This is a genomic window from Amycolatopsis sp. TNS106 (assembly GCF_019330265.1).
Lineage (GTDB): Bacteria > Actinomycetota > Actinomycetes > Mycobacteriales > Pseudonocardiaceae > Amycolatopsis > Amycolatopsis lurida.
The window spans coordinates 5,125,858-5,150,999 of the sequence record NZ_CP024972.1 but is presented as its reverse complement, the minus strand read 5'-3'; the positions used below and the strand labels follow the sequence as shown (position 1 = coordinate 5,150,999).

Sequence of the window (25,142 nt, the reverse complement as noted above, 5' to 3'; positions counted from 1 at the left end):
CACTGCGGTAGGAGTATGGACATGAGCGACCTCGTGCTTGATCACCTCGTCTACGCCGGGCCGGATCTCGAAGAGGCCGTCGCGCGCGTCGCCGAGCTGACCGGCGTCACGCCGGTACGCGGCGGAAGGCATGTCGGGTTCGGTACGGCCAATTACCTGGCCGATCTGGGCGCCGGCGCCTATCTCGAGGTGGTCGGCCCCGACCCGGACCAACCCGAGCACGTCGGACCGCGCCCGTTCGGCATCGACGAGCTGACCGCGCCGGCCCTGGTCACCTGGGCCGCACGGGTGGAAGGCATCGACGAGGCGATCGCCGAAGCGCGTGAACGCGGCTACGACCCGGGCGAAGCGTCCGAGATGTCGCGGACCACCGACGACGGCGAGTTGCTGACCTGGCGGCTCACCGGCGCAGGCGGTCTCGACGGGCTCGCACCCTTCCTCATCGACTGGGGGAGCACCCCGCATCCGACGACGCGGGGGCTCCCGTCGATCCCGCTGCTCATGGTCACCGGCGTCCACCCCGAGCCCGCCGCGGTCGAATCCGCGGTCCGCGCGCTCGGGATGGACATGCTCGTCCGGCGTGACACGAAGCCCGGCCTGGTGGCCGTGCTGACGAACTCAGCGGGGAAGCAGGTCGCGCTGAGCTGAGCGGGTCACGACCGTGCCCTCTCGCCAGCCGTTGGTCATCGGCAGCCGCCGGTCCCGGCCGAACGCCTTGAACGTGATCTTGGTGCCCGGCGGGTACTGGCGGCGCTTGTATTCGGCCTTGTCGACCATCCGCACCACACGATCGATGGTCTCGGGTTCGAAGCCCGCGTCGACCAGGTCGACGTAACCGCGGTCGCCCTCGATGTAGTCGTCGAGGATGTCGTCGAGCATCAGGTAGTCGGGCAGCGAGTCGCTGTCCAGCTGCCCCGGCCGCAGTTCGGCCGATGGCGGTTTGGTGATCGAGTTCTCCGGGATCGGCGGGGTTTCGCCGTTCTTCTCGGCTTCCGCGTTGCGCCACTTGGCCAGGTGCCAGACGTGCGTCTTGAACAGGTCCTTGATCGGCGCGAAGGCTCCGACGGCGTCGCCGTAGATCGTCGAATACCCGACGGCGAGTTCGGTCTTGTTGCCGGTGGCGAGCACGAGGTGACCGTCCTGATTGGACAGTGCCATCAGCAGCATGCCCCGGACCCTGGCCTGGATGTTCTCCTCAGCGAGGCCCGTCAGCTGAAGCTGCTCCACGTAGACCTTGACCATGTCCGCGATCGGCTCGACGCGGTAGTGCGCGCCGATCCGGCGGGCGAGGTCCTCGGCGTCGCCCTTCGAGTGCTCGGAGGAGTACTCCGAAGGCATCGAAACGCCGTAGACGTTGTCGCCGCCCAGCGCGTCGGCGGCCAGCGCCGCCACGACCGCGGAGTCGATGCCGCCCGAGAAGCCGAACGTCACCGACGAGAAGCCGTTCTTGTGCACGTAGTCGCGCAGGCCGACGACCAGCGCGTGCCACACCTCGGCTTCGTCCGACAGCGGCTCGCTGATCGCGGACTCGGTGCGCGGGGTGTACGCCGGAACCGGCTCCTCGCTGAGCACCCGGCGCTTCACCCGCAGGCCCTCGAACTCGCCTTCGGCGGTGTGCCCGCCCGACTCGAGGTCCGTGTCGACGACGAGCAGATGCTCGACGAACTGGGGCGCGCGCGCCAGCAGCCGTCCGTCCGCGCCGACCACGATCGAGTCGCCGTCGAAGACGAGGTCGTCCTGACCTCCGACCTGGTTCGTGTACACCAGCGGCGCCCCGGCCTCGGCCGCGCGGCGAGCGATCAGCGGCAGACGGATGTCGTCCTTCGCGCGCTCGTACGGCGAAGCGTTGGGCGCGACCACCAGGTCCACCCCGGCCTTGCCCAGCGCGGAGATCGGGCCGCCGTCCTGCCAGACGTCCTCGCAGATCACCATGCCGACGTCGACACCGTGGAAGCGGACGACCTCGAGGTCGTGGCCCGGCTTGAACCAGCGGTGCTCGTCGAAGACGCCGTAGTTGGGCAGGTGGTGCTTGAACTGGCGGGCGACCACTTCGCCGCGGTACAGCGCGGCCGCCGCGTCGCGCGGGCCGGTCTCGTCCAGATCGAGGTACCCGATGTAGGTGAGGACCTCGCCGCATCCGGCGTCTTCGAGCCGCTTGGCGAGCGCTTCGACCATCTGCTTCGAGGCGGACGCGAAGGTCGGGCGGAGGGAGAGGTCCTCGACGGGGTAGCCGGTGAGGGACATCTCCGGGAAGACCACGACGTGGGCGCCTGCTTCGGCGGCTTTGCGAGTCCACTCGACGGTGAGCTCGGCGTTGCCTTCGAGGTCCCCGACGGTGGTGTTGACCTGGGCCAGTGCGATGCGCAGTTGCGGCATGCCGACATTCTCACCCACCGGCGTCCGCGGGGACGACCGGATGTGCCGAATCGCCCACCTGGGTCCGGGCGGTGCGAAAGAGAGCGGGGGACCTTTGCTGTCACTCTCCAAAAGAGAGTGACAGCAAAGGTCCCCCGCTCCCCGCCGAGGACCCGCGCGCTACTTGCGCTTGATCATGCTCCGCACCTTCTTGATGGTCTGCTCGAAGTCGGAGTCGAACGGGTTGTCGTGCACCAGGTAGGTCCACGTCGTGTTCGCCCGCCGCACGCCCGCGTCACCGAGGTCGATCCCGTTCTCGGTGATCTCGGCTTCCTCGAGCGTCTTCGCCGCCCTCTCGGCCGCCTCCGGGATGATCTTGTGGAACTCGGGGATCGCCGCGCGGTGGAACTCGTCGATCGGCGTCTCCCGCGCCAGCGCCCGCAGGTGGATGCTCTCCCGCACGTCGGTCAGGAACGCCAGGTGGTCGGACCACAGCTGGTCGATGTGGAACAGCAGCACCTCCCGGCACAACTGCTCGACGCGGGCCTCGTCGTCGACGGCCTCCGAAAGCTCCTTGAACTTCTCCGGGTGTGCCTTCTCCAGCACCTCCGCCGCGTGCTTCGTCCGCAGCACCTTGTCCCGGTGCTCCAGCAGCTCGCCGCGCTGCCGCTCGATCAGCCGGGTGTAGCGCCACGTGTTCCGATGGATCTCCAGGTCGACGCCCTCGGCGACACGCTGCGCGTGATTGATCTGCCGCAGCGCCGCCGGGTCGACGATCTCGCCGCTGCCCACGTCGGAGCTGATGCCCTCGGGGATGTCCGGCGCGTTCGACAGCACGAGTTCGTCGTTCAAGCTGGCGAAGAACACCGCGCTGCCCGGGTCGCCCTGGCGTCCGGACCGGCCGCGCAGCTGGCCGTCCAGCCTGCTCGACGGGTAACGGGCGGTGCCGATCACGTGCAGTCCGCCCAGCTCGACGACCTCGTCGCGGCCTTCGCCGTCCTTGCCGCCCAGCCGGATGTCGGTGCCTCGACCGGCCATCTGGGTCGAGACGGTGACCGCGCCCTTCTTGCCGGCGTCGGCGATGATCGCGGCTTCCTCGGCGTCGTTGCGCGCGTTGAGCACGACGCATTCGAGGTCGACCTTCGCCAGTTTCTCGGCCAGTTCTTCGGATTCGGCGACGTCCTGGGTGCCGACGAGGATCGGCCGCCCGGTCTCGTGCACCCGCCGGATCTCCTCCTCGATCGCGCGCAGCTTCTGCGACGGCGATCCGAAGATCCGGTCATCCTGGTCCTCACGGATGTTCGGCGTGTTCGGCGGGATGACCGCGACCTCGAGCTTGTAGAACTCGCGCAGCTGCTCGGCGACCGCGACCGCGGTACCGGTCATCCCGGCGACCTCCGGATACCGCGCGAGCAGCGCCTGCACGGTGATCGAGTCGAGGATTTCGCCGCGATCGGTCGCCTTGACCTGCTCCTTCGCTTCGACGGCGGCCTGGAGCCCGTCCGGCCAGCGCTGCAGTTCGGCGACGCGGCCACGCGCGGCGTTGATCAGCTGCACCTTCCCGTCGCGCACGAGGTAGTCGACGTCGCGGGTGAGCAGCGCGTGCGCGTGCAGCGCCACGTTCACCGCGGGCAGCCGGTCCGACCCCGTCTCGTCGTAGAGATTGATGTCGTCGCCGAGGGCCTTCTCGACCACCGAAGCGCCCGCCTTGGTCAGCCAGGCGTTGCGGCCGTCGGCGTCGGTCTCGTAGTGCAGCCCGAGCCGCAGCCGCCGGACGATGTTCGCGACCTCTTCGTCGGCGTCGGTGTGATCGATCGACCCCGCCATCACCAGCGGCACGCGGGCCTCGTCGACCAGCACGGAGTCCGCCTCGTCGACGATCGCGACCTCGGGCTCGCGCTGGACCAGGTCCTCCTCGCGGGTCACCAGCCGGTCGCGCAGCACGTCGAAGCCGATCTCGCTGACGGCGCCGTACGTGACCTCCTTCGCGTACGCCTCGCGGCGTTCCTCGCGGGAGTGCGCGGGCTCGACCCAGCCGACGGAGACGCCGAGCAGGTCGTAGATCGGGCCCATCCACTCCGCGTCGCGGCGGGCGAGGTAGTCGTTCACCGTGACGACGTGGACGTGCTTCCCGCGCAGGGCGTACCCGGCGCCGGCCAGCGCACCCGCGAGCGTCTTGCCCTCACCGGTCTCCATCTGCACGATATGCCCGCTGAGCAGGCCCATCGTTCCCAGCAGCTGGACGTCGAAGGCACGCTCGCCGAGCGCCCGCCGCGCGGCCTCGCGACCGAGCGCGCAGACCTCGATCAGCTGGTCGTTGCCGAAGGAAGCCGCGTCCCGAAGCTTGCCGGCCCGCTCTGTCAGCTCCTCGTCGGAAAGCTTTTCCAACTCGGGCTCGAGCTTCTCGATGGCCGGCAGCAGCGCTTCGTAGCGGGTCAGCTCGACGCTGCCCGGCCGCTGGATGATCCGGCGCAGCTTCTTGCCCACCCGGCTGATCAGTGCTGCCACCCCTGTGCTCCCGTCTGTTCTTCTGCCGTCCGCACCCGTACCACCAACGCAGTGGTGGTGCGGCCGAGTTCCACGGCCGATGGCACGATCCAACCGTGTCCACTCATGTCAGCGCCAGGTCCCGTGCCCGTCGATTCGCCGCGATCACGCTGTCCGGCCTGCTCGCGGTCACCGTCGCCGCCTGCTCGTCGGGAGAGGGTAGAACCCAGCCGCCGCCTCCGGCCACCGAATCGCACGCTCCGACCGGACCGGTGCCCGCCGGACTCGAGAAGTTCTACGGACAGAGTCTGACCTGGGCCGACTGTGCACCCTACGCGACATCCGATGACGCGAAAGCGGCGTTTCGGGTGAAGGACGCACAGTGCGCCCGGCTGACTGTCCCGCTCGACTACGCGAAGCCCGAAGGCGACTCGATCACGCTCGGCCTGCTGCGCCGGAAGGCGCTGGAAACCGACGAAAGGATTGGCGCGCTCGTGGTCAACCCCGGCGGTCCAGGTGCCTCCGGGATGCAGGCCGCGGCCGGTCTCGCCTCCCGGACGGCGACGAACGAGCTGGGCAAACGCTTCGACATGGTCGGTTTCGACCCGCGCGGGATCGGCGCGAGCCAGCCGCAGGTCCGCTGCCTGACCGACGCCGAACGCGACGCGGACCGCGCGGACGACAGCGAGACCGACGGCTCACCCGAGGGAGTGAAAAAGCAGGAGACCGAGTCCCAGGACTTCGCGGCGAAGTGCGCCGAGCGGACCGAACACGGCGCCGCGATGCTCGCGAACTTGGGCACGCGTGACGTCGTCAAGGACATGGACATCCTGCGCTCGGTCCTCGGCGAGCCGAAGCTGAGCTACCTCGGCTACTCCTACGGGACGCGGATCGGCTCCGCCTACGCCGAGGCGTTCCCGGCGAACGTCCGCGCCCTGGTGCTCGACGGGGCCGTCGACCCGGAGCAGGACGCGGTGGAGTCGCTGGTCGGGCAGGGGCAGGGCTTCGGCAAGGCGTTCGGGGAGTTCTCGAACTGGTGCGCCGCGCGTGAGGACTGCGCCCTCGGGCGCGACGCCGCCGGCGTGACGAAGGCGTTCCAGGATCTGGTGCGCCCGCTGATCGACTTCCCGGTGCCGGTCAGCGACGGCCGGAAACTGTCGTACGAGGACGCGACGACAGGCGTGATACAGGCCCTCTACCAGGAAGATCTCTGGGAACCGCTGAACACCGCGCTCAACGATCTGAAGCGCCAGCGCGGCGACGGCCTGGAGAAACTGGCCGATCTCTACAACGAACGCGGCGCCGACGGCCGGTACGGGACGACGCAGGACGCGTTCGTCGCGATCCGCTGCGTCGACGACCCGCGGGTCACCGATCAGGCGAAGATCCTCGACGCGCAGAAGCGGTACGCGGCGGCGGCGCCGTTCCTCGACGACGGGAGGCCGGACGGTTCCGCGCGTGACGCCTGCGCCTTCTGGCCGGTGCCGAACACGTCCGAGCCGCATCAGCCGAACGTCGAAGGGCTGCCGAAGACGCTGGTCATCTCGACGACGAACGACCCGGCGACCCCGTACCAGGCGGGCGTCAACCTCGCGAAAGCGATCAAGGGAGCTTTGCTCACGTTCGAGGGCAACCAGCACACCGTGTTCCTCCAGGGCGTGTCGTGTGTCGACCAGATCGGCATCGATTACCTGGTGAACGGCGCCCTGCCGGACGAGGGCACGCGCTGCGCCGCCAAGTAACGAGTTCGGCGCGAAGAGCCATGAGCGGCCGGGACGCTGCGAAGATCGCGAAATGAGCCTTCGCCGCGTCCCGGCCGTGCTCGTCGTCGCCGTGCTGGTCGCCTCGTGCACGACGCAGCAGCCGCAGCCCGCGCCGACGACGTCTCCGACGACCACCGCGTCACCGACGCCGGACCCGAAGGCGCTTGAGAAGTTCACTCGGCAGGAGCTGGCATGGGGCGCGTGTGAGTCCTCCGCGGACAAGGCGTTCGACTGCGCGAAGCTCACCGTGCCGCTCGACTATCTGAGACCGGACGGCGAGACGATCTCGATCGGCGTCCTCCGGCACAAGACGAAGAATACCGGCAGGCGGATCGGTTCCCTCGTGCTCAATCCGGGCGGTCCAGGTGGCTCAGGCGCCTCGGCCGCGGCGCGGATCGCTAAGTCCAGGCCGGCGGCGGCGCTGGCCGAACGCTTCGACATCGTCGGATTCGATCCGCGCGGAGTGGGGACCAGCGAACCGAAACTCGTCTGCCTCACCGACGCCGAACGCGACGCTGACCGCGCGGAGGATTCGGAAAGCGACTCGACGCCCGGCGGGATCGCGAAGCAACTCGCCGACGCCAGGGCGTACGCCGCGAAGTGCGCCGAGCGCACGAAGCACGGTAAAGAGCTGCTCGCCAACATCGGCACCAGGGACGTCGTGCGCGACCTCGACGTCCTGCGCTCGGCCCTCGGCGACGAGAAGCTCACCTACCTGGGCTTCTCCTACGGCACGCAGATCGGGACCGCTTACGCCGAGGCCTATCCGGACAAGGTGCGCGCGTTGCTCCTCGACGGTGCGGTCGATCCCCAGCTCGACACCGCCGAGTCGCTGGTCACGCAGATGGCCGGCTTCCAGAACACGTTCGCCGAATTCGGCAAGTGGTGCGCCGCTCGCGAAGACTGCGCGCTCGGCCGGGACGCGGGCGCGGTGACGAAGGCCTTCCAGGACCTGGTGCGGCCACTGATCACCGAACCGGTGCCCGCGGGGACCCGCAAGCTCTCGTTCGAAGACGCCATCACCGGGACCAGCGCCGCGCTGTACTCGCAGGACGCGTGGAAGTTCCTCAACGACGGGCTCGCCGAGCTGAAACGGGGAAGCGGCAAAACCCTGGTCGCGCTCGCGGACAACTACTACGGCCGCGAGACGGGCGGCCGGTACACCGGCATCCTCGACGTGTACTTCGCGGTCCGTTGCGTCGACAGCACGCGGATCGCCGACAGACGTGTCATCGAAGGCGCCCACCAGCGGATGCTCCAGGGCGCGCCGTTCCTCGCCGGTGGCACCCCGGACATGAGTGAGCTCGACATCTGTTCGGTGTGGCCCGTGCCCGCCACCTCGGAGGTGCACAAGCCGGACATCGACGGCCTGCCGAAGCCCCTGATCATCTCGACCACCGACGACCCCGCGACCCCGTACGCGTCCGGCGTGAACCTCGCGCGGGACCTCAAGGGAGCTTTGCTCACGTTCGAGGGCGCGCAGCACACGGTCTTCCTCGAGGGGAACGAGTGCGTCGACAAAGCCGGCATCGCCTACCTGACCGACGGCGAACTACCCGCCCCCGACACCCGCTGCTCCTAGCGGGGAGCAAGGGACCTTTGCTACCGCCCCGCGCCGATGACCACCGCGTTATGCCTGGTCAACGCCAGTTCCAGCATCACCGCGAAATCCTCCGGACTCGACGGCGGCACCTGCAGCCACACCCGCACCAGCCGCCGGGGCTCGTCCTTCGAGATCCACAGCTTCACGACGACGTCCGACTTGATCTCCGGCACGATCCCGCCGATCACCGCGGCCGGCACCTTCGCGGCGATCCGGAACGACTCGGTGTCCTGCACCCGCTCCCATCGCTCTCCCCGCAGGTCGGTCGCCCCGGTCAGCAGCCGCCGAAGCCCGCCTTCAGGCCCGAGCATCGCTTCGGGCGTGTACGGCGGCGAAGCCGGAATCACGCGCTCTTCGCGAGGCCCACTGAGTGTGATCTCCGAGCCCGACAGTCGGTACTTGACCTTCATCCGTTCGAAGTCGTCCTGCAAGTCGGCATTACCGACCGCGCCACCCTCCAGACTGACTTCGCCGTCGAGCCCGCGCACCGGCAGGCCGGTGACGACACCGTTCACCCCGAGCGTGAACCGCACACTGCGCAACGAGACGAGGGAGTCGGCCGCCGCGCTCACGTATTCCTCGGCAGGCGGCAGCGGGGGAGACCCCGCGCAGCCGCCGATGAGCCCGATCGTGAGCAGCAGCGCCGGCACGAGGTGACGGCAGCGCATGGCCGAGAGCCTATGGCCTGGCCCGAATCTTTCGCACAGTGTCCTTCCGGCCGCTTTCGCCGCGAGCCGCCGCTGATGAGGCTGTATCCGTGCAACCTCAGACCCGGCTCCACCGCGCGTGGTTCGTCGCCGCCGCCGCATTCATCGCCCTGCTCGCCGCCGCCGGTTTCCGCGCGGCTCCCGGTGTGCTCATCGACCCGCTTCACAACGAGTTCGGCTGGTCGCGCGCGACGATCGCGTCGGCCGTCTCCGTGAATCTCGTCCTCTACGGCCTCTTCTCGCCCTTCGCCGCAGCTCTCATGGAGCGCTTCGGTATGCGGCGCGTCGCCTCGACGGCATTGTTCGTCGTCGCGCTCGGCGCGGGCGGCACGGTGTTCATGGACGCGAGCTGGCAGCTCATCCTCTGCTGGGGCGTCCTGGTCGGCGTCGGCACCGGCTCGATGGCGATGAGTTTCGCCGCGACGGTCGCCGCCCGCTGGTTCGTCCGCAGTCGTGGCGTCGTCACCGGGGTCCTCACCGCGGCGGGCGCCACCGGCCAGCTCATCTTCCTTCCGATCGTGGCGAATTTGGCCGTCGACGAAGGCTGGCGGACGGCGTCGCTCGTCATCGCCATCGCCGCACTGGCCGTCGTGCCCGTCGTTCTCCTGGTGGTTCGCGATCACCCGTCCGACGTCGGACTGACCGCTTACGGCGCGGAGCCCGGCGAAGTCGCCCCAGTCGCCCGCACGGGTGGCTCCGTGCGCCGTGCGCTCTCGGTCCTCGGCTCGGCAGCGCGCACGAGGACGTTCTGGCTGCTCGCCGTCGGCTTCGCGATCTGCGGCGCCACGACGAACGGCCTGGTCAGCACCCACTTCGTGCCCGCGGCGCACGACCACGGCATGCCGCAGACGACGGCCGCCGGACTGCTCGCCCTCGTTGGGATCTTCGACGTCGTCGGCACGATTGCGTCCGGCTGGCTCACCGACCGCGTCGATCCGCGGATCCTCCTCGGCGTCTACTACGCCCTTCGTGGCGTTTCGCTCGCCCTGCTCCCTCAACTGTTGAGCGGAACGGTGGAACCGAGCATGTGGGCGTTCATCATCTTCTACGGCCTCGACTGGGTGGCGACGGTTCCGCCCACGGTCGCGCTCTGTGTCCGGCAATACGGCGCCGCCGGGCCGATCGTCTTCGGCTGGGTCTTCGCCAGCCACCAGCTCGGCGCGGGTCTCGCGGCCTTCGGCGCGGGCGCGATCCGCGATTCATCGGGCAGCTACGCGCTCGCTTGGTACATCGCGGCGAGCCTCGCCGTGGTCGCTTCGGTCGCTTCGCTGGCGATCACCAAGGCGGCCAAACCCGAACCGGCGCTCGTCGGGTGATCCACCACTTACGGTCGATCGGCGCGTCGCGAAACATGTCGTTAACACGTTCTCGTTAGGGTGCGGCCATGGATCGCCAGCAGGAGTTCGTGCTCCGTACCTTGGAAGAGCGCGACATCCGTTTCGTCAGGCTCTGGTTCACGGATGTGCTGGGGTTTCTCAAGTCCGTCGCGGTGGCGCCCGCCGAACTCGAGGGCGCCTTCAGCGAGGGGATCGGCTTCGACGGATCGGCCATCGAAGGATTCGCCCGGGTCTACGAGTCCGACATGGTCGCGAAGCCCGACCCGGCCACGTTCCAGGTCCTGCCGTGGGAGACCCCGGACGGCGGCCCGTACTCGGCGCGCATGTTCTGCGACATCGCGATGCCCGACGGCTCCCCGTCCTGGGCGGACCCCCGGCACGTTCTGCGCAGGCAGCTCTCCAAGGCGGGCGAAGCGGGTTTCACCTGCTACGTCCACCCCGAGATCGAGTTCTTCCTGCTCTCCAACCTGCCGGACGACGGCAGCGAGCCCGAGCCCGCCGACAACGGTGGCTACTTCGACCAGGCCAGCCACGCGACCGCGACGCACTTCCGCCGCCACGCCATCGAAACGCTCGAGGCGATGGGGATCTCCGTCGAGTTCAGCCACCACGAGGGCGCGCCCGGTCAGCAGGAGATCGACCTCCGGTACGCCGACGCGCTGACCATGGCCGACAACGTGATGACCTTCCGCTACGTCGTCAAGGAGGTCGCGCTCACGCAGGGCGTCCGCGCGACCTTCATGCCGAAACCGTTCACCGATCAGCCGGGCTCCGGGATGCACACCCACGTGAGCCTGTTCGAGGGTGATCGCAACGCCTTCTACGACGCGGAAGACCCGTACGAGTTGTCGGCGACGGGTAAAGCTTTCGTGGCGGGGCTGCTGCACCACGCGAAGGAGATCTCGGCCGTCACCAACCAGTGGGTGAACTCCTACAAGCGGCTGATCAGCGGCAGCGAGGCCCCGACGACCGTTTCGTGGGGCCGCGCCAACCGCTCCGCGCTGGTCAGGGTGCCGATGTACTCGCCGGGCAAGGCGTCGTCACGCCGCGTGGAGATCCGGACGCTCGACTCCGCGTGCAACCCCTATCTGGCGTACTCGGTCATCCTGGCCGCCGGTCTCAAGGGCATCGAGAAGGGCTACGAGCTCCCGCCTCCCGCCGAAGACAACATCTGGCAGCTTTCGGACGCCGAGCGCCGCGCGGCCGGATATGCCCAGCTCCCGCAGAACCTGGGGGAGGCGCTGGCGGAGATGGAGAAATCGGAACTTCTGCCCGAAGCGCTCGGAGAGCACGTTTACGACTTCTTCCTTCGCAACAAACGTGTTGAATGGGACAACTACCGCAGCGCGGTGACCCCGTACGAGCTGCGGACCCTGCTTCCGGTTCTCTAGACGAAGGAGACCTGATGGTGCGGCGACCGGTGTTCCGAGTTCTGACGACAGTGGTCGCCGTGACCATCGCGGCGAGTGCCGCGCCGGCGGCATCCGCCACCGGGAAGCCACTCGATCTCGACTCCGCCGACATCCCCGCGCTCCAGGCCCGGATGTCCTCCGGACGGCTGACCGCGGTCGGCCTGACCTCGGCTTACCTCGACCGCATCCACAAGGTCGACCGGAAGGTGAACGCGGTCATCGCGGTCAATCCGGCCGCGATCGCGCAAGCCGCGGAGAGCGACGTCCGCCGCCGCGCCGGCAAGAGCCGCGGACCACTGGACGGCATCCCCGTCCTGGTGAAAGACAACGTCGACACCCGCTCCATGCAGACCACGGCGGGGTCGCGCGCACTGCGCAGCAAGCCCGAGAAGGACGCGACCCTGATCCGCCGTCTGCGTGACGCGGGCGCGGTGGTCCTCGGCAAGGTGAACTTGTCGGAATGGGCGAACTTCCGCGCCGCCAAACCCACTTCCGGGTGGTCGAGCGTCGGCGGGCAGACGAACAACCCGTACGTGCTCGACCGCAACCCGTGTGGGTCGTCCGCCGGATCCGCCGCAGGGGTTGCCGCGTCACTGGCCCAGGTCGCCATCGGCAGTGAGACCGACGGCTCGATCGTCTGCCCGGCCGGGATGACCGCGACGGTGGGGCACAAACCGAGCCTCGGCCTGGTCAGCCGCACCGGCGTGGTGCCGATCTCGGCCGAACAGGACACCGCGGGCCCGATGGCCAGGCACGTCGTCGACGTCGCGCTCACCCTGTCCGCGCTACAGGGCCGCGACCCGAGCGACCCGGCCACCGGTGCGTACCCGCCGAATCAGCCGACCGACTACGCCGCGCACCTCCGGCCCGGCGTGCTGAAGGGCTCCCGGATCGGTCTCTGGCGCCTGCCCGTCCTCGGCCCGGATGTCGACGCCGTCGTGACGAAGACCAGGAACTCGCTGGTCGAGGCCGGTGCCGAGGTCGTCGAGGTGACGCCGCCGTACCAGGCCAGGCTCGGTGAACTGGAGTTCCCGGCGCTGCTCACCGAGTTCCACCGGGACATCGATCGCTACCTGGCCACACGCCCGGAAGGTCCGCGCGACCTCGCCGCGCTCATCGCCTACAACCGGTCCGACCCCCTGGAGCAGACCTGCTTCGCCGGGCAAGAGCTTTTCGAGCAGGCACTCGCCGCGCCCGGGCCGTCCGATCCCGCCTACCAGGCCATGCGACGCGAGCTCACCGATCTGGCGAAACGCTCGATCGACGAAACCCTCGCGAAGTACCGCCTCGACGCGATCGCCGCGCCCACGAACCCACCCGCCTGGAAGACCGACTGCAAGACCGGCGACAACGACGTGATCCCGTCCTCGACGCCGGCCGCGGTCTCGGGCTACCCCGCGGTGACCGTGCCCGCCGGGTTCGTCGGCGAGCTCCCGGTCGGTGTCTCGTTCATGGCGGGGCAGTGGACGGACGCCCGAGTGCTCGCCTACGCGGCCGACTTCGAGCGCGTCGCGCCGGCCCGCAAACCGCCCCGCTACCTGAAGACCGTCGGATGAGGGTGATCCACACCGGCTGACCTGCGGCGATGTCGTTAAGTGACCCCCCTGTTTTCAGGGGGTTCCGGGGCATGTAATCTTCTCTTCGTCGCCAGGAACACCGGGCCGCCGGGGCCGAAAGCCCCGAGGCAAGGAACCAGGGCCGAGCGGGTTGACACCGCGAACCGGACCAGGTAATGTTCAGCGTCGGCCCACGAGCGGCCGCCGACCCCCTACGACTAACAGTGTAGGATTCGGCATGCTCGACCAAAAAGCTTGTGAATATCGCTTTGAAACAAAGCGTGTTGCTTGAGAACTCAACAGTGTGCTAGTGAACTAAGCCAGTAGAGCTTATGTATTTGAACCTCGTTTGAGGTTCCTTTGAGAGCAAGTAAATTTGCCTCGATCAAATTTGACATTGTTGGAGAGTTTGATCCTGGCTCAGGACGAACGCTGGCGGCGTGCTTAACACATGCAAGTCGAACGATGAAGCCTTTCGGGGTGGATTAGTGGCGAACGGGTGAGTAACACGTGGGCAATCTGCCCTGTACTTTGGGATAAGCCTGGGAAACTGGGTCTAATACCGGATATGACTGAGCCTCGCATGGGGTTTGGTGGAAAGCTCCGGCGGTACAGGATGAGCCCGCGGCCTATCAGCTTGTTGGTGGGGTAATGGCCTACCAAGGCGACGACGGGTAGCCGGCCTGAGAGGGTGACCGGCCACACTGGGACTGAGACACGGCCCAGACTCCTACGGGAGGCAGCAGTGGGGAATATTGCACAATGGGCGCAAGCCTGATGCAGCGACGCCGCGTGAGGGATGACGGCCTTCGGGTTGTAAACCTCTTTCGCCAGGGACGAAGCGCAAGTGACGGTACCTGGATAAGAAGCACCGGCTAACTACGTGCCAGCAGCCGCGGTAATACGTAGGGTGCGAGCGTTGTCCGGAATTATTGGGCGTAAAGAGCTCGTAGGCGGTTTGTCGCGTCGTTCGTGAAAACTCCACGCTTAACGTGGAGCGTGCGGGCGATACGGGCAGACTTGAGTTCGGTAGGGGAGACTGGAATTCCTGGTGTAGCGGTGAAATGCGCAGATATCAGGAGGAACACCGGTGGCGAAGGCGGGTCTCTGGGCCGATACTGACGCTGAGGAGCGAAAGCGTGGGGAGCGAACAGGATTAGATACCCTGGTAGTCCACGCTGTAAACGTTGGGCGCTAGGTGTGGGCGACATCCACGTTGTCCGTGCCGTAGCTAACGCATTAAGCGCCCCGCCTGGGGAGTACGGCCGCAAGGCTAAAACTCAAAGGAATTGACGGGGGCCCGCACAAGCGGCGGAGCATGTGGATTAATTCGATGCAACGCGAAGAACCTTACCTGGGCTTGACATGCGCCAGACATCCCTAGAGATAGGGCTTCCCTTGTGGTTGGTGTACAGGTGGTGCATGGCTGTCGTCAGCTCGTGTCGTGAGATGTTGGGTTAAGTCCCGCAACGAGCGCAACCCTTATCCTACGTTGCCAGCGCGTGATGGCGGGGACTCGTGGGAGACTGCCGGGGTCAACTCGGAGGAAGGTGGGGATGACGTCAAGTCATCATGCCCCTTATGTCCAGGGCTTCACACATGCTACAATGGCTGGTACAGAGGGCTGCGATACCGCGAGGTGGAGCGAATCCCTTAAAGCCGGTCTCAGTTCGGATCGCAGTCTGCAACTCGACTGCGTGAAGTCGGAGTCGCTAGTAATCGCAGATCAGCAACGCTGCGGTGAATACGTTCCCGGGCCTTGTACACACCGCCCGTCACGTCATGAAAGTCGGTAACACCCGAAGCCCATGGCCCAACCGCGTAAGCGGGGGGAGTGGTCGAAGGTGGGACTGGCGATTGGGACGAAGTCGTAACAAGGTAGCCGTACCGGAAGGTGCGGCTGGATCACCTCCTTTCTAAGGAGCAACACATCCACCCCGCCGGGATACCCGGAGCAACGGTGGTGGAGTGGCCAGGGCTCAAGTGCCGAATGTGTACTTGTTCTGGTTGCTCAAGGAATTGTGGAACTACTGGTTAGGGTTCGAGATTGGGTTGCCAGCGGGGGCGAGTACTGCTTCTCCGGAAGCGTGGAAAGTGTTACGCCGGATTCAGTCAAGAATTGTTCACTACGCATGCTGTTGGGTCCTGAGGCAACACGCCAAGGGGCTAACCCCCCAGGTTGTTTGTTTCTGGTGTGGTGTTTGAGAACTGTAGAGTGGATGCGAGCATCTTTGTGGTCAAGTTGTTAAGGGCACATGGTGGATGTCTTGGCTTCAGGAGCCGATGAAGGACGTGGGAGGCTGCGATATGCCTCGGGGAGCTGTCAACCGAGCTGTGATCCGAGGATTTCCGAATGGGGAAACCCAGCACCAGTTATGTGGTGTTACCCGCATCTGAATATATAGGGTGTGTGGAGGGAACGCGGGGAAGTGAAACATCTCAGTACCCGTAGGAAGAGAAAACAACCGTGATTCCGTGAGTAGTGGCGAGCGAAAGCGGAAGAGGCTAAACCATGCACATGTCAAGCTGTCAGGCGTTGTGTGTGTGGTGTTGTGGGACCCGCCTTGAGAATTCTGACAAGTTCTCGGGTTTACGCGTGTGTTAGTGGAACGCCTTGGGATGGGCGACCGGAGTGGGTGAGAGTCCCGTACGCGAAAACACATGTTTGTGGACCTTGGTGGTGTTCCCGAGTAGCAGCGAGCTCGTGGAATTTGCTGTGAATCTGCCGGGACCACCCGGTAAGCCTAAATACTTCCTGAAGACCGATAGCGGACTAGTACCGTGAGGGAAAGATGAAAAGTACCCCGGGAGGGGAGTGAAAGAGTACCTGAAACCGTGTGCCTACAAGCCGTCAGAGCCCGAGCACATCCTTGTGATGTTGAGGTGATGGCGTGCCTTTTGAAGAATGAGCCTGCGAGTTAGTGCTGCGTGGCGAGGTTAACCCGTGTGGGGTAGCCGTAGCGAAAGCGAGTCTGAATAGGGCGATTGAGTCGCGTGGTCTAGACCCGAAGCGGAGTGATCTACCCATGGCCAGGCTGAAGCGTCGGTAAGACGACGTGGAGGGCCGAACCCACTTAGGTTGAAAACTGAGGGGATGAGCTGTGGGTAGGGGTGAAAGGCCAATCAAACTCCGTGATAGCTGGTTCTCCCCGAAATGCATTTAGGTGCAGCGTCACATGTTTCTCCACGGGGGTAGAGCTACTGGATGGTCTAGGGGCCTTACCGGGTTACCGAAATCAACCAAACTCCGAATACCGTGGTGTGAGAGTGTGGCAGTGAGACGGCGGGGGATAAGCTTCGTCGTCGAGAGGGAAACAGCCCAGAACACCAGCTAAGGCCCCTAAGTGTGTGCTCAGTGGGAAAGGATGTGGGATTGCCCAGACAACCAGGAGGTTGGCTTAGAAGCAGCCACCCTTGAAAGAGTGCGTAATAGCTCACTGGTCAAGTGGTCCTGCGCCGACAATGTAGCGGGGCTTAAGCACACCGCCGAAGCTGTGTCATTGACACATATAGATCGGCGTTCTCCTTGCGGGGACGTCTAGTCGTGTTGATGGGTAGGGGAGCGTCCTGCATCCAGGGAAGCGGCGGCGGAAGCCAGTCGTGGAGGGTGTGGGAGTGAGAATGCAGGCATGAGTAGCGAATGCAGAGTGAGAAACTCTGCCGCCGGATGACCAAGGGTTCCTGGGCCAGGCTAATCCGCCCAGGGTAAGTCGGGACCTAAGGCGAGGCCGACAGGCGTAGTCGATGGATAACGGGTTGATATTCCCGTACCCGAGCACGTGCGCCCAGGATGAGGCGGTTGATACTAACCACCCAAAGCCGGTTACCGATGTCTTCGGACGGAGGTTTCTGTGTGGAGCGTGGGATCTGATTCCGTAGTAGTCGAGTGATGGGGTGACGCAGGAAGGTAGCTCCGCCAGTGAGTGGTAGTACTGGTGTAAGCGTGTAGACCGAGTGGTAGGCAAATCCGCCGCTCATCAAGGTTGAGACGTGATGCGTAGCCGATTGAGGCGAAGTAGAGTGATCCTATGCTGCCGAGAAAAGCCTCTAGCGAGTGCGTGCACGGCCCGTACCCCAAACCAACACAGGTGGTCAGGTAGAGAATACTAAGGCGATCGGGTGAACTGTGGTTAAGGAACTCGGCAAAATGCCCCCGTAACTTCGGGAGAAGGGGGGCCAAACACTCTGAAGTCCCTTGCGGACTAGGGGTGGGTGGCCGCAGAGACCAGCGGAAAGCGACTGTTTACTAAAAACACAGGTCCATGCGAAGTCGCAAGACGATGTATATGGACTGACGCCTGCCCGGTGCTGGAACGTTAAGAGGACCGGTTAACCCCTTTGGGGGTGAAGCTGAGAATTTAAGCGCCAGTAAACGGCGGTGGTAACTATAACCATCCTAAGGTAGCGAAATTCCTTGTCGGGTAAGTTCCGACCTGCACGAATGGCGTAACGACTTTCCGGCTGTCTCAACCACAGGCCCGGCGAAATTGCACTACGAGTAAAGATGCTCGTTACGCGCGGCAGGACGGAAAGACCCCGGGACCTTTACTATAGTTTGGTATTGGTTTTCGGTTCGGCTTGTGTAGGATAGGTGGGAGACTGTGAAGCTGGCACGCTAGTGTTGGTGGAGTCGTTGTTGAAATACCACTCTGGTCGGATTGGGAATCTGAACCTCGGACCATGATCTGGTTCAGGGACAGTGCCTGATGGGTAGTTTAACTGGGGCGGTTGCCTCCTAAAGAGTAACGGAGGCGCCCAAAGGTTCCCTCAGCCTGGTTGGCAATCAGGTGTTGAGTGCAAGTGCACAAGGGAGCTTGACTGTGAGACAGACATGTCGAGCAGGGACGAAAGTCGGGACTAGTGATCCGGCACCACCTGGTGGAAGGGGTGTCGCTCAACGGATAAAAGGTACCCCGGGGATAACAGGCTGATCTTGCCCAAGAGTCCATATCGACGGCATGGTTTGGCACCTCGATGTCGGCTCGTCGCATCCTGGGGCCGGAGTAGGTCCCAAGGGTTGGGCTGTTCGCCCATTAAAGCGGCACGCGAGCTGGGTTTAGAACGTCGTGAGACAGTTCGGTCCCTATCCGCCGCGCGCGTAGGATACTTGAGGAAGGCTGTCCCTAGTACGAGAGGACCGGGACGGACGAACCTCTGGTATGCCAGTTGTCACGCCAGTGGCATGGCTGGTTGGCCACGTTCGGAAGGGATAACCGCTGAAGGCATCTAAGCGGGAAGCCTGTTCCAAGATGAGGTATCCCACCCCTTGTGGGTTAAGGCCCCCAACAGACCATTGGGTTGATAGGCCAGAAATGGAAGCACAGTAATGTGTTGTCGAGTTGACTGGTACTAATAGGCCGAGGACTTGCCCACAAAGATGTTACGCATCCACTCTACAGCTCTGAAACACCACACAACCACACACAATGTGTGAGCGTGTGTGGGTGTTTCACAGTGTTTCGGTGGTTATAGCGTCAGGGAAACGCCCGGTCCCATTCCGAACCCGGAAGCTAAGCCTGACAGCGCCGATGGTACTGCAACCGAAGGGTTGTGGGAGAGTAGGACACCGCCGGACTAACCTTGAAAAAAGGGAGGGTCCAGGCCCCGGTCGAGAACCACGAGTTCTCCCGGCGCCTGGACCCTCCTTTTTCATACCCGCGCTCGCCAAGTGGTAGCAAAGGTCCCTTGCTCCAGCGGCCCGCTCAGCAGCTCTGCCGGCCGACCGCGCGTCGGCGCACGGGCGACGAGAAGACCAGCGAAGTCGTCGTCTCCCCATAGCGCTGCATCCGCTCTACGAGTTCTTCCAACTCCGCGGTGCTCCGGCAGGCGACCCGCACCAGCCAGCATTCGTCACCCGTGACGTGATCGGCGTCAAGGACCTGGGGGAGCGGAAGGATGGTTTCGCGGAAGCGAGCCGTGTCCAAACTCCGCACCTTCGCCCGGACCACCGCCTCGATCGGTAACCCGAGCTTCGCCACGTCGACGTTGGCTGAGTATCCGGTGATGATCCCCCTCTCCTCGAGCCGGCGAACCCGCTCGGTCACCGCGGGCGCGGACAGCGACACACGCCGACCGAGTTCCGAAAAGGTCAATCGGCCGTCGGACTGGAGCAGTTCGAGGAGCTGCCAATCGAGATCGTCGAGGTCCACAGAACTCCAAGTTGATCGTCGTGTCCACCAGGAAACTCCAGGCTAATCGCCGACAAGACCTGGATTGTCCGATGTTGGGGATGATCACTGGTCAGCATGATTGAGGCATGGCGACCGAACCCCGCGTACTCACGTTCCCGGCCTTGGACAGCGCGACGGCTGTCGCGCATCTGCGCGCCGAACTCGCTCTCGAGGTCGACCCGGACGACCTGGTCCGGGACCTCACCTCTGGTGCTCAGCAGGGGTACGTGATCGTTGAAACCCGAGCTCCCGAAGCCTTCGCGTCAGCTCGCATTCCTGGCGCGATCAACCTCCCGTACCGGGAGATGACCCCCGAGTCGGTCCGCGGGCTGGACCGCGAACTCGTTTACGTCTGCTACTGCGAGAGCATCCACTGCAACGCCGCGACCAAGGGAGCACTCAAACTCGCGGAGTTCGGCTTCAAGGTCAAGCGCTTGTCCGGAGGCATCACCGCCTGGCAAGCAGCCGGCTATCCCGTTGACCGGGACGCCTCGTCACCGGCCATCGCCTCGACCCCCGCTCCCCGCTGCTCCTGTTGACCAAAGTAAGCGGGGGACCTTTGCTACCGAGCCCCCGAGCGGTAGCAAAGGTCCCCCGCTCTCCTGTCGGTCGTAGGCTGGTGGTGTGACCGCTCCCAAGTTGCTCGTCATTCAGCCGGACGCATCAGACCCGATCGGCCCTCTCGGTGACTGGCTCACCGAGGCGGGAGCCGAGCTCGACATCAGGTTGCTGCCCGACCAGACACTCCCGGCCGATCTTGATGGGTACGCGGGCGTCGTATGCCTCGGCGGCGGGATGGGCGCCAACGACGACGGCGATCATCCGTGGCTGGCGGACGTGCGGAAGCTTCTTTCAAAAGCCGCGGGTGCACGCATCCCGACGCTCGCGATTTGCCTCGGTGGTCAGCTCCTGGCGGCAGCGTTGGGCGGCAGCGTCGCCACCGGTGATCAAGGGCCCGAGGTCGGCCCGGCCCTTGTGTCCAAGAAGGACGCTGCTTGGACAGACCCGCTCTTCGCGGACTTGCCACTCATGCAGGATGTCCTGCAGTTCCACAACGACGCGATCACCCGGCTCCCCCCGGGCGCCGAGCTGCTCGCTTCCTCACCGCGATACGCCTACCAGGCCTTCCGATTCGACCGTTGTGCCTACGGTGTCCAGTTCCACATCGAGACGACGCCGGACGTGGTCCTGGATTGGGCGCGGCAGTCACCAGAAATGGCAGAACTCACCCGGCCGGACGCACTGACCCCGGAAAACCTCGCTCGGGTGCATGCCGACATCACCGAAACCTGGCGGCCGTTCGCCCATCGCTTCGTCCGTCTGGTGTCCGGTGACCTCGCCCCGGCTGCGGACCGTCAACGTACATTGCCGATGGCTTAACGGCCTATGTCTCAAATGCGTATGGGTTATTAACACTCGGGTCATGCCGTCAGGTACCTTGCGAAGGGAATTTCGAAGGGTTCGGAGGTCGGGGTGGAGCCCTCAGTGTTGGTCGTGCTCGTCGTCGTCACGGCCCTAATTTTCGATTTCACGAACGGGTTCCACGACACGGCCAACTCGATGGCGACGTCGATCGCCACCGGTGCGTTGCGTCCCAAGGTCGCGGTGACGATCTCCGCGGTCCTGAACCTGGTCGGAGCCTTCCTGTCGGTCGAGGTGGCCAAGACCATCTCCAATGGACTGGTCGACGACTCCAAGATCGGGCCGGCGATCGTGTTCGGCGGTCTGGTCGGGGCGATCGTGTGGAACCTGATCACCTGGTTCGTCGGACTACCGTCCAGCTCGTCCCACGCGCTGTTCGGCGGGCTGATCGGTGCCACGTGGGTATCGGCCGGAACGGACTCCGTCCATTTCGGAAAGATCGTCGAGAAGGTGCTGGTCCCGGCTGCGTTGTCGCCGATCCTGGCCGGTCTCGTCGCGATGATCGTGACGTACTTCGTCTACCGGATCTTCGTCCGCCGCGGCCGCACCGCCGGCTTCCGGGTCGGCCAGATCATCTCGGCCTCGCTGGTCTCGCTTGCCCACGGCACGAACGACGCGCAGAAGACCATGGGCGTCATCACGCTGACGATGATCACCGCCGGAGCCCTCCCCGCCGGGGCGGGACCGCCGCTCTGGGTGATCGTCAGCGCGGCGCTGGCGCTCGCGCTCGGCACGTACCTGGGTGGCTGGCGTATCACCTTCACACTAGGCAAAGGCCTGACGGATATCGATGGCCCGCAGGGCTTCGCCGCGCAGACCAGCTCGGCGGCGGTCATCCTCGCCTCGACGAATTTCGGCTTTCCGCTTTCGACGACCCACGTCTGCTCCGGCGGCATCGTCGGCTCCGGGGTAGGCCGAAACGAATCACCGGTTCGCTGGCGTACAGCCGGGCGCATGGTGACAGCCTGGCTGTTCACTCTTCCCGCCGCTGCCATCGTCGGCGCCGCGGCCGGTCTCGTGACCTCGACAGGCACGGTGGGCACGATCGCCGTTGGTGTCACGGGCCTGGCGATCGGCATCGGGATCTACCTTCTTTCACGGCGGAGCCCGGTCAACGCGGGTAGCTTCGCCAGTCCCACCCCGACCGTTCCTGAACAGGAAGTCGGCAGGATCGCTGCTTAGGAGAGCAAGGGACCTTTGCTACCGCTCCCAACGCGGTAGCAAAGGTCCCTTGCTCCCTTGCGCGTCCGTCTGGCCTCGGGCGTAAGGGCGACTACGGTGGAGGCCGATGGTTGAGCGCGCCAGGCCGACCGCTTCCGTGGCGAGATACGGCTTCACCGACCCCCGTGCCGACGGGCAGCTGCGTGCTGCCGGTTGGTGGACCGAATCCGGCCCGGACGGCTCCGCCGCCGACGTGATGTCGGCACTTTCCCGTGCCGCGGATCCCGATCTCGCGCTGAGCGGGCTGGACCGGATCAGGGAAGCCGACCCTGGTGCCTGGAATGAGCTCGACCAGGCGCTCCGTACCAACCGCACCTTCCGCGGCCGGTTGCTCGGCGTTCTGGGTACTTCGAGCGCGCTCGCGGATTTCCTGGTCGCGAATACCGACTGTTGGAAGATCCTCCAGGGCGAGAAGAACATCGCCCCAGATCGGTATGTGAGCAGTCTGCTCGATCATTTGCGACCGGACGGAGAGCTGCTTACAGGCCTCGAGTCGGAGCATGCACTTCGCACCGGCTACCGCGAACTTCTACTCGGAATCGCTGCGGCCGACCTCGGGCATCTCGTCGAACCTGGCCTCCGCCAGCCGCCCTATGCCGAGATCGGGGCCCAGCTCACGATGCTGGCAGAGTCCGCGCTGCAAGTTGGGCTGCTGGTCGCGGAGGTCGAGGTGGGTGCCGGCGCCGAAGGACGCCTGGCCGTGATCGCGATGGGCAAATGCGGTGGTCGAGAGCTGAACTATGTGAGCGACGTGGATGTCATCTTCGTCGGAGATGGAGACCTTTCAGTCTCCACGCGGCTGGCCAGCACGATGATGCGCGTGGTTGGCAAAGCATGTTTCGAGGTCGATGCGGCGTTGCGCCCGGAGGGCAAGGCCGGCGCGTTGGTCAGAACCCTCGACGGCCACGCCGCCTACTATCAGAAGTGGGCCAAGACCTGGGAGTTTCAGGCCTTGCTCAAGGCGCGACCTGTCGCAGGCGATGCCGAGCTCGGGCGTCAATACGCGGAGATGGTCGCGCCGAAGGTGTGGGCAGCGGCCGATCGGGAGAATTTCGTCCCCGAGGTACAGAAGATGCGGCGCCGCGTCGAGGGCCATGTGCCGTCCGCGCATGCCGAACGTGAGCTCAAGCTGGGGCGCGGCGGCCTTCGTGACGTCGAGTTCGCCGTGCAGCTGCTGCAACTAGTCCACGGCCGGATCGACGCCGAGCTGCGTTCCCCGTCCACGATGGACGCACTCGCTGCCCTGGGGGACGGCGGGTATGTCGGCCGCAAGGACGCTGCGGAGCTCGCATCGTCCTACGAGTTCCTCCGGACCATCGAGCACCGGCTTCAGCTTCGCCGACTACGGCGTACGCACCTGTTCCCTGCGGCTTCGGACGTGAGCGAGCTGCGAACGATCGCGAGAGCGAGCGGCGTGCGGCCGGTCCGGGGCAGAAGTGAAGGGGACGTGTTGGTGGCGGAGTTTCGCCGTCACCTGCAGAGCATCCGGCGCCTGCACGAGAAACTCTTCTACCGGCCCCTGCTGCAATCGGTCGCGAATGTGCCGACCGAAGCACTACGGCTGACTACGAAACAAGCCGAGAGCCGCCTCGCCGCACTCGGCTATGCCGCGCCGGACGGGGCCCTGCAGCACATCAAGGCGCTGACTGCGGGCATGTCCCGCCGGGCGGCCATCCAGCAAGCTCTGCTGCCGGTCTTGTTGGACCTTCTCGCCGATACTCCAGACCCGGACCGTGGCCTCCTGTCCTATCGGAAGGTATCGGAAGCACTCGAAGAAACGCCTTGGTATCTCAGGGTTCTTCGGGACGAGGGTGCCGTCGTCGAGCGGCTCGCATTTCTGCTCGGCACGTCACGTCTGGTTCCCGACCTGTTGGCGAGAGCGCCGGAAGTGCTGCAGTTGCTCGGTGACCCAGCGAGGCTGTCCGGCCGTACTCCGGCGGAGGTCGCCACTTCGCTGCGAGCCACCGTGCGGCGACAGCCGGGGTTGAATGCCGCGGTCGCGGCCGCGAGATCCTTGCGCCGGCACGAGATGCTCCGGATCGCGTCGGCGGATTTGCTGGGGCTGCTCGATGTCCCAGCCGTCTGCGAGGCACTGTCCAGCGTGTGGGCCGCCGTGCTTCAAGGTGCCCTGGCGGCTGCTTTTCGCCAGCGCCAGGCCGAGCTCGGCCAGACCCCCGCGAAGATATCCGTCATCGGTATGGGGCGGTTGGGCGGGGCCGAACTCGGCTACGGGTCCGACGCGGACGTTCTCTTCGTGTGCGAGCCTGCCGAGGGCGTTTCGGACTCCGACGCAGCGAAGTTCGCTTCCTCCGTCGCAGAGACGGTTCGCAAGATCCTCGGTGCCCCCAGCCCCGATCCCGCACTGGTCGTCGACGCCGATCTCCGTCCAGAGGGACGGAGCGGTCCACTAGTGCGAACCCTCGAGTCCTACCGCAGCTACTACGGGCGGTGGGCGGAGGTCTGGGAATCGCAGGCGCTGCTCCGTGCGCGGTTCATCGCCGGTGACGACGACCTCGGTGCACGGTTCATCGAGATGATCGACCCCATTCGCTACCCGGAGGCCGGCCTCGACGCGGTCCGCGTGCGGGAGATCAGGCGAATCAAGGCGCGCGTGGAAACGGAACGGATGCCCAAGGGCGCCGACCCGACCCGGCATACGAAACTCGGCCGTGGAGGACTCGCCGACGTCGAATGGACAGTCCAGCTTATGCAACTGCGTCACGGGCACGAAGTCGAGGGGCTCCGGACCACCTCGACGATCGAGGCGCTGAAGGCCGCGGCGGAGGCGGGGCTCGCCGAGCCTGCCGAGATCGAGTCCCTGACTGAGGCGTGGTTGCTGGCGACGCGCGTCCGTAACGCCGGGATGCTGGTCCGCGGTAAGGCAGTCGACGAGATTCCCAGCTCCGGTCGTGACCTCGCCGCTGTCGCGCGAGTGCTCGGCTACTCGGCCGATGACGATCCAGGTGAGTTCCTCGACGCCTATCGGCGGACGACGCGACGTGCCCATGCGGTCGTGGAGACCCTTTTTTACCAGGGCTGACCGCTCTGACCTGCGGAGTGTGAGCAAGGGACCTTTGCTGTCGCTTGCCCAGGCTGGGGATACGGCAGC

Annotated in this window: 14 protein-coding genes and 3 rRNA genes; 13 read left to right on the top strand and 4 right to left on the bottom strand. The window is 65.5% G+C overall.

The window, feature by feature from the left end:
• Window positions 1–21 precede the first annotated feature (21 nt).
• Window positions 22–648 (top strand): VOC family protein, encoded by a 627-nt coding sequence (locus CVV72_RS23000; RefSeq protein ID WP_219145759.1) that lies wholly within the window; start codon window positions 22–24, stop codon window positions 646–648.
• On the opposite strand, the gene CVV72_RS22995 is transcribed toward CVV72_RS23000, so the two are convergent.
• Together CVV72_RS22995 and secA2 are read right to left on the bottom strand one after the other, a co-directional pair.
• Window positions 619–2,376 carry an NAD+ synthase gene (locus tag CVV72_RS22995; RefSeq protein WP_034313049.1) on the bottom strand — a complete coding sequence of 586 codons (1,758 nt, stop codon included), beginning with the start codon at window positions 2,374–2,376 and terminating at the stop codon, window positions 619–621. The two genes, CVV72_RS23000 and CVV72_RS22995, sit on opposite strands and share 30 nt — an antisense overlap.
• Window positions 2,377–2,535: 159 nt before the next feature.
• A complete protein-coding gene (gene secA2 / locus CVV72_RS22990; protein WP_219145758.1) occupies window positions 2,536–4,863 on the bottom strand; it encodes an accessory Sec system translocase SecA2 in 2,328 nt (775 codons plus the stop codon).
• A gap of 149 nt (window positions 4,864–5,012) precedes the next feature.
• Here secA2 and CVV72_RS22985 point away from each other — a divergent pair, with 149 nt between their 5' ends.
• Together CVV72_RS22985 and CVV72_RS22980 are read left to right on the top strand one after the other, a co-directional pair.
• Entirely contained in the window at window positions 5,013–6,584 is a 1,572-nt protein-coding gene (locus tag CVV72_RS22985) for an alpha/beta hydrolase (protein WP_219154067.1), read from the top strand.
• Window positions 6,585–6,636: 52 nt separating this feature from the next.
• Window positions 6,637–8,187 (top strand): alpha/beta hydrolase, encoded by a 1,551-nt coding sequence (locus CVV72_RS22980; protein ID WP_219145757.1) that lies wholly within the window; start codon window positions 6,637–6,639, stop codon window positions 8,185–8,187.
• Between the two features lie 20 nt (window positions 8,188–8,207).
• On the opposite strand, the gene CVV72_RS22975 is transcribed toward CVV72_RS22980, so the two are convergent.
• Complete coding sequence (locus CVV72_RS22975; RefSeq protein WP_219145756.1) at window positions 8,208–8,876, bottom strand: LppX_LprAFG lipoprotein; 669 nt, start codon at window positions 8,874–8,876, stop codon at window positions 8,208–8,210.
• An 89-nt stretch (window positions 8,877–8,965) separates the two neighbouring features.
• On the opposite strand from CVV72_RS22975, the gene CVV72_RS22970 reads away from it, so the two are divergent.
• The 6 genes from CVV72_RS22970 to rrf all read left to right on the top strand — a co-directional run bounded on the left by CVV72_RS22970 (window position 8,966) and on the right by rrf (window position 18,795).
• Window positions 8,966–10,231, top strand: coding sequence for an MFS transporter (locus CVV72_RS22970; protein WP_219145755.1), 1,266 nt, complete (start codon window positions 8,966–8,968; stop codon window positions 10,229–10,231).
• A gap of 68 nt (window positions 10,232–10,299) precedes the next feature.
• Complete coding sequence (glnA, locus tag CVV72_RS22965) at window positions 10,300–11,643, top strand: type I glutamate--ammonia ligase (RefSeq protein ID WP_016331613.1); 1,344 nt, start codon at window positions 10,300–10,302, stop codon at window positions 11,641–11,643.
• Window positions 11,644–11,657: 14 nt separating this feature from the next.
• Window positions 11,658–13,220, top strand: coding sequence for an amidase (locus tag CVV72_RS22960; protein WP_219145754.1), 1,563 nt, complete (start codon window positions 11,658–11,660; stop codon window positions 13,218–13,220).
• Between the two features lie 397 nt (window positions 13,221–13,617).
• Window positions 13,618–15,136 (top strand): 16S ribosomal RNA (locus CVV72_RS22955).
• 319 nt (window positions 15,137–15,455) lie between these two features.
• Window positions 15,456–18,593 (top strand): 23S ribosomal RNA (locus CVV72_RS22950).
• Between the two features lie 85 nt (window positions 18,594–18,678).
• Window positions 18,679–18,795 (top strand): 5S ribosomal RNA (gene rrf, locus CVV72_RS22945).
• Together the 16S, 23S and 5S rRNA genes form the textbook arrangement of a ribosomal RNA operon.
• Window positions 18,796–18,922: 127 nt before the next feature.
• On the opposite strand, the gene CVV72_RS22940 is transcribed toward rrf, so the two are convergent.
• Window positions 18,923–19,369, bottom strand: coding sequence for an Lrp/AsnC family transcriptional regulator (locus CVV72_RS22940; RefSeq protein ID WP_219145753.1), 447 nt, complete (start codon window positions 19,367–19,369; stop codon window positions 18,923–18,925).
• Between the two features lie 107 nt (window positions 19,370–19,476).
• Here CVV72_RS22940 and CVV72_RS22935 point away from each other — a divergent pair, with 107 nt between their 5' ends.
• From CVV72_RS22935 to CVV72_RS22920, 4 genes are all read left to right on the top strand, one after another.
• Window positions 19,477–19,929 carry a rhodanese-like domain-containing protein gene (locus CVV72_RS22935; RefSeq protein WP_219145752.1) on the top strand — a complete coding sequence of 151 codons (453 nt, stop codon included), beginning with the start codon at window positions 19,477–19,479 and terminating at the stop codon, window positions 19,927–19,929.
• An 85-nt stretch (window positions 19,930–20,014) separates the two neighbouring features.
• The gene (locus CVV72_RS22930; protein WP_219145751.1) at window positions 20,015–20,770 is read left to right on the top strand and encodes a type 1 glutamine amidotransferase; all 756 of its coding nucleotides are present in this window, start codon (window positions 20,015–20,017) and stop codon (window positions 20,768–20,770) included.
• A gap of 105 nt (window positions 20,771–20,875) precedes the next feature.
• On the top strand, window positions 20,876–21,994 hold the full coding sequence (locus CVV72_RS22925) for an anion permease (RefSeq protein ID WP_370641968.1): 1,119 nt from the start codon (window positions 20,876–20,878) through the stop codon (window positions 21,992–21,994).
• A gap of 106 nt (window positions 21,995–22,100) precedes the next feature.
• Complete coding sequence (locus CVV72_RS22920) at window positions 22,101–25,073, top strand: bifunctional [glutamine synthetase] adenylyltransferase/[glutamine synthetase]-adenylyl-L-tyrosine phosphorylase (protein WP_219145749.1); 2,973 nt, start codon at window positions 22,101–22,103, stop codon at window positions 25,071–25,073.
• Window positions 25,074–25,142: the final 69 nt, after the last annotated feature.